The following is a 5,053-nucleotide window of genomic DNA, read 5'->3' as shown; positions in this document are numbered from 1 at the left end:
CGCGGTGGCGGGATTTACCCGCGACCAACTCGATGTAACCACTGAGGAAAACCAACTCGTCATCCGCGGACGCCAGCAAGACGACAAGGCCCGGCAATACATCCATCGCGGCATCGCCGCGCGCCACTTCCAGCGCACCTTCGTGCTGGCGGAGGGGATGCAGGTGTTGGGCGCGGACCTGAAAAACGGGTTGTTGTCCATCGATCTTGCCCGGCCCGAGCCGGAGAAGATTGTTAAGACAATCGCTATCAATGAACATGAATAATGGAACGAGGAGCGGACTCGACCGCTTAGTCAAAATAGAGGAGTCGAGACCATGACTGAAGGTAATGTTGTGTATGAGCCGCCGAGCGTCTCCACGGAGTCGCTGGCGAGTTTGGGCGAGGGTCACATCGCCTATGTGAAGCAGATCCGTTCCGAGGACGTGCCGGGATTGTTTCCCCAGGCGCCGAAGATCGCGCCGGGCCTGAAACTGTTCGCGCTGCATTCGGCCGACGGCACCCCGATCATGCTGACCGACAGCCGGGAAGCCGCGATCGCGAATGCATGGAGCAATGAGTTGCAGGCGGTCAGCGTGCACTGACGGAAGCTTTGCGCAGGACTTCGAAGCGACGCCGGACGTCGATCGAACTGACGCCATAACTGACGTCAGGGAGCAGAGCCAAATCGGAATTCAGAACACATGGGCGTTTGTCACCGGCCTCGCCGGACGACAGGCGCCCGTAGTTTTTTACGCCGCGGTCGCGGGCGGCAGCGCCAGCACCGAATAGATCGCCGGCGCATCGCGCGAGGCGCGCAGTTTCTTGGCGACGTCCTGGTCGCGCAACAGCCGGGCGATGCGGGCCAGCGCCTTCAGGTGATCGGCGCCGGCGCCTTCCGGGGCCAGCAGCAGGAAGATGAGATCGACCGGCTGGCCGTCCATCGCCTCGAAATCAATCGGCCGCTCCAGCCGGGCGAACAGGCCGAACAGCTTTTCCAGCTTGGGCAGCTTGCCGTGCGGGATGGCGACGCCATAGCCGACCGCGGTGGTGCCGAGCTTTTCGCGCTGCAGCAGAACCTCGAAGATCGCCCGCTCGTTCTGCCCGGTCAAATGGGAGGCCCGCGCCGCCAGTTCCTGCAGCGCCTGCTTCTTGCTGTTGACCTTCAATGCCGGGAGAATCGCCTCGGGTGCGACCAGATCGGTAATCGTCATGCGGCGTTCCGAGGTGAATTAAACCGTCAGGTTGCGAAATAGTCTTTAGCGGGTCGGCGTCAAGAAGGTGAGGCGGGAGACGGGCTTACGTCCGAGTCCAAATTGGGGAGCTGCTACGGGGCGCTTCTACGGCGCGCTTCTACTCCAACGCAAGACCGGTGCCAACTGCCGCGACGTGGTTTCGAACCCTCGCCCTTGGGGCCGCGGACCATAGGGAGGGGCCATTGGCCCGTCAATGCCGGTCGCCGCCCATTTCCTGGGGCGGGATGACGTTTCTTCGAATCGTCGCCCCGCTCTATCTTTTTGTTTGAGCATGATCTTTTCGGAAAACCGGTTCCCACTTTTCCGGATCATGCTCTAAGGCTTGACCAGCGGCGGATCGATCCAGCCGATATTGCCGTCCGGCCGCCGGTAGATGATGTTCACCCGGCCGTTGCCGCCATGCTGGAACACGATGCAGGCGGCGCCCGAGAGGTCGAGCTCCATCACGGCCTCGGAGACCGACAGCCGCTTCAACGAGGTGGTGGCCTCGGCGATGATGACCGGGCTGTAGCCGTCCTGGTCGTGCTCGTCGTCTCCCGCCGGCGCTTCGATCACATAGCTCGGGGCGTCCAGGGTCGGCGCAGTCAATTCAACCATGGCCGCCGCCTCGGCATGCGATTTTCGCGCCGAGCGATCCTTGAGCCGGCTCTTGTAGCGGCGCAGCCGCTTTTCAATCATCAGCAGCGCCTGGTCGGCGCTGGCATAGGCGTCGGCAGCGTTGGAATCGGCTTCCAGCGTAATCCCGGAATCCAGATGCAGGGAGCAATCGGTGCGGAAGCCGAAACCGTCCTTGCTCAGCGTGATGTGCCCGGAATAATTGCCGTCGAAATATTTGCGCAGCACTTCATCGGTGCGCTCGCTGACACGGCCGCGCAGGGCCTCACCGACATTGATGCTTTTTCCCGAGATCCGGAGGGTCATTCGATGCCTCGATTCGTCTGGAGCGCGGACAGTACCCCGAATTGGCGGCACAATCAGGCGGGCTGAGTGTCGCGGGAGCGGTCGGAGGATGCGGCCGGCGCCGAGAGCGCATTGCCGAGCATGCTCTGCTTGTCGCGGCGGCGCTGTACCGAGGACGGAATCCGCATCGCTTCGCGATATTTGGCAACCGTGCGTCGGGCAATATCAATGCCGCTCGAGCGCAATCGTTCCACGATGGTGTCGTCGGACAGGATCACGGCGGGGTCTTCGGCGTCGATTAGCTGCTTGATGTGGTGACGCACCGCTTCGGCCGAATGGGCTTCGCCGCCGTCGGCGGAGGCGATCGAGGCGGTGAAGAAATATTTCAGTTCGAAGCTGCCGCGATTGGTCGCCATGTATTTGTTGGCGGTCACCCGCGACACCGTGGATTCGTGCATCTGGATCGCGTCGGCCACCGCCTTGAGGTTGAGCGGCCTCAAGTGCGCCACGCCGTGGGTGAAGAAGCCGTCCTGCTGGCGCACGATTTCGGTCGCGACCTTCAGGATGGTGCGGGCGCGCTGATCCAGCGCGCGCACCAGCCAGGTGGCGTTCTGCAGGCAGTCGGTGAAATAGGATTTGTCGCCATCCTTGCGGATGGTCTTCGACAGTTCGGTGTAATAAATCTGGTTGACCAGCACGCGCGGCAGCGTGTCGCTGTTGAGTTCGACGTGCCAGCCGCCGTCGGGCCCGGGCCGCACATAGACATCCGGCACCATGGTCTGCGTCCGGCTGGTGCCGAATTTCAGGCCCGGCTTCGGATCGAGGCGGCGGATTTCACCGATCATGTCGGTGATGTCGTCGTCGTCGACCCCGCAAAACTTTCTCAAAGCCGAGATGTCGCGCTTGGCCAGCAGATCGAGATGCTCGACCAGCGCCTGCATCGCGGGGTCGTAGCGATTGAGTTCGCGCAGCTGGATCGCAAGACACTCGCTTAAGCTTCGCGCGCAGACGCCGGGCGGATCGAATTTCTGCAGCACCGCGAGCACCGCTTCGACCTCCGATGGCGAAGCCCCCAGCCGCTCGGCGGCCTGCCCGAGATCCGGCGGCAGGTAACCGGCTTCATCGACGAGGTCGATCAGGTATTGGCCGATCATGCGGCGGGCGGGATCGGAAAAGGCCACCGCCAGTTGCTCGGCGAGATGGCTGCCGAGCGTGATTTCGGCGGCGACGAAGGCCTCCAGATTGTAGGCCTCGTCGTTGGAGGCGCCGCCGCCCCATTCAGTATAGGCGGTCGGCGCCGCATCCTGGGCGGTGCGCGCGGCGGCCTCGGCCGGCTCCTCTGTAAACACGTTGTCGAGCGGGGTATCCATGGTCTGTTCGATCTCGGCGCGGCTGCCGAGGTCGCGGTTGAGCCACTCTTCCTGGCCCGGCTCGAAACCGTCACCGGGCGAGCCTGCCGCCATGTCGGCGCGCTCGGCGCCCGGATCCTCGCCATAGGCGGCGCCCGAATCGTCGGAATCGGCGAATTCGCCCCGCTCCTGCGCGGGCTCGCCGGCCACCGGGGCCTCGGGACCGTCGCTGGCGCGCTCGAGCAGCGGATTTCGCTCCAATTCCTCCTCTACAAAGGCCGACAAATCGAGATTGGACAATTGCAACAGCTTGATCGCCTGCATCAACTGCGGCGTCATCACCAGCGATTGCGACTGTCGGAATTCTAATCTCTGCGTCAGCGCCATGGAGCCAAGAACCGATCCCTAAAAGTTGGTCCGATTCTTGCTTAAACTAGTCCGAAGCCGATGTACACGGCTTGACGGACTGGAAAAATGGACTATGCCGCGTGGGGTGCGGTTTTGCGTCCGGCCGCGCCATAGGTCCTGAATGAACGCATGACCTTATCGCCAAACCGCCCACACTTTGGCGGGTCATGCGCTAAAGCCGGAATTCCTCGCCAAGGTAAAGGCGGCGTACATCCGGATCATTGACGATCTCATCCGGATTGCCTTCGGTCAAGATCTCGCCGGCATAGACGATATAGGCGCGGTCGGTCAGCCCCAGCGTTTCCCGCACATTGTGATCGGTAATCAGCACGCCGATGCCGCGATTGGTGAGATGGCGGACCAGGTCCTGAATATCGCCCACCGCGATCGGATCGATGCCGGCGAACGGTTCGTCGAGCAGCATGTAATTGGGACGGGTCGCGAGCGCGCGCGCGATCTCGACGCGGCGCCGTTCGCCGCCGGACAGTGCGATCGAGGGCGTCTTGCGCAGCCGCGTGATGTTGAACTCGTCGAGCAGGGCGTTGAGTTCGGCCTCGCGCTTTTTCCTGGAGGGTTCGACCACCTCCAGCACCGCGCGAATGTTCTGCTCGACGCTGAGGCCGCGAAAGATCGACGCTTCCTGCGGCAAATAGCCGATCCCGAGCCGGGCCCGCTGATACATCGGCAGCTTGGTGACGTCGTGGCCGTCGAGCTCGATGGTGCCGCGGTCGGCCGGAATCAGTCCGGTGATCATGTAGAACACCGTAGTCTTGCCGGCGCCGTTCGGGCCCAGCAGCCCGACCGCCTCGCCACGCCGGACATAGATGCTGACGCCGCGCACGACCTGACGGGTGCCGAAACTCTTTTCCACACTGTGCACGGCCAGATAACCCGCCCGCGTCGCCAGCCGAGGTGCGGCGGCGGCGCCGTTGGTCTTGGCGCGTGGCGCCGGACGCGGCTTTTCCTGCCGGGGCGCTTCCACCTTCGGCACCGGCGCCTGGCGGGCGAGCGGAGGCGCGTCGCGCACCGGCGCCGGCAGCATGTCGCCCAAATTGTCGCCGAGCGCGGTAATGTCCGCGTGCGAGCGCGCAAATCCAGCCGGACCGCGTTTTGCCGGGCGTCGACGGAACATGCCAAGTAAATCAACCATCCGCGCTTCGTT

The 5,053-nt window shown here is 63.4% G+C and carries 6 protein-coding genes; 2 read left to right on the top strand and 4 right to left on the bottom strand.

All coding sequences use genetic code 11. The features are described 5' to 3' along the window. Positions 1-265 (top strand): Hsp20 family protein (locus tag VK804_RS31835; protein WP_325752263.1); only part of this gene is annotated, 265 nt, incomplete at its 5' end. A 51-nt stretch (positions 266-316) separates the two neighbouring features. Beyond that, entirely contained in the window at positions 317-583 is a 267-nt protein-coding gene (locus VK804_RS31830; RefSeq protein WP_325752262.1) for a DUF1150 domain-containing protein, read from the top strand. A gap of 147 nt (positions 584-730) precedes the next feature. On the opposite strand, the gene ptsN is transcribed toward VK804_RS31830, so the two are convergent. The 4 genes from ptsN to lptB form a co-directional block, all read right to left on the bottom strand. Continuing rightward, complete coding sequence (gene ptsN / locus VK804_RS31825) at positions 731-1,192, bottom strand: PTS IIA-like nitrogen regulatory protein PtsN (protein WP_325752261.1); 462 nt, start codon at positions 1,190-1,192, stop codon at positions 731-733. Between the two features lie 357 nt (positions 1,193-1,549). Continuing rightward, positions 1,550-2,155, bottom strand: a complete 606-nt coding sequence (gene hpf / locus VK804_RS31820; RefSeq protein WP_325752260.1) for a ribosome hibernation-promoting factor, HPF/YfiA family — start codon at positions 2,153-2,155, stop codon at positions 1,550-1,552. Between the two features lie 53 nt (positions 2,156-2,208). Next, positions 2,209-3,870: an RNA polymerase factor sigma-54 gene (gene rpoN / locus VK804_RS31815; RefSeq protein WP_325752259.1), complete on the bottom strand. Its 1,662-nt coding sequence runs from the start codon at positions 3,868-3,870 to the stop codon at positions 2,209-2,211. 193 nt (positions 3,871-4,063) lie between these two features. Then, positions 4,064-5,041 (bottom strand): LPS export ABC transporter ATP-binding protein, encoded by a 978-nt coding sequence (gene lptB, locus VK804_RS31810; RefSeq protein ID WP_325752264.1) that lies wholly within the window; start codon positions 5,039-5,041, stop codon positions 4,064-4,066. Positions 5,042-5,053: the final 12 nt, after the last annotated feature.

Source organism: Bradyrhizobium sp. (assembly GCF_035484855.1).
Lineage (GTDB): Bacteria > Pseudomonadota > Alphaproteobacteria > Rhizobiales > Xanthobacteraceae > Bradyrhizobium.
Note: the sequence above shows the minus strand (reverse complement) of the source record. Positions and strands in the feature narration are given on the sequence as shown.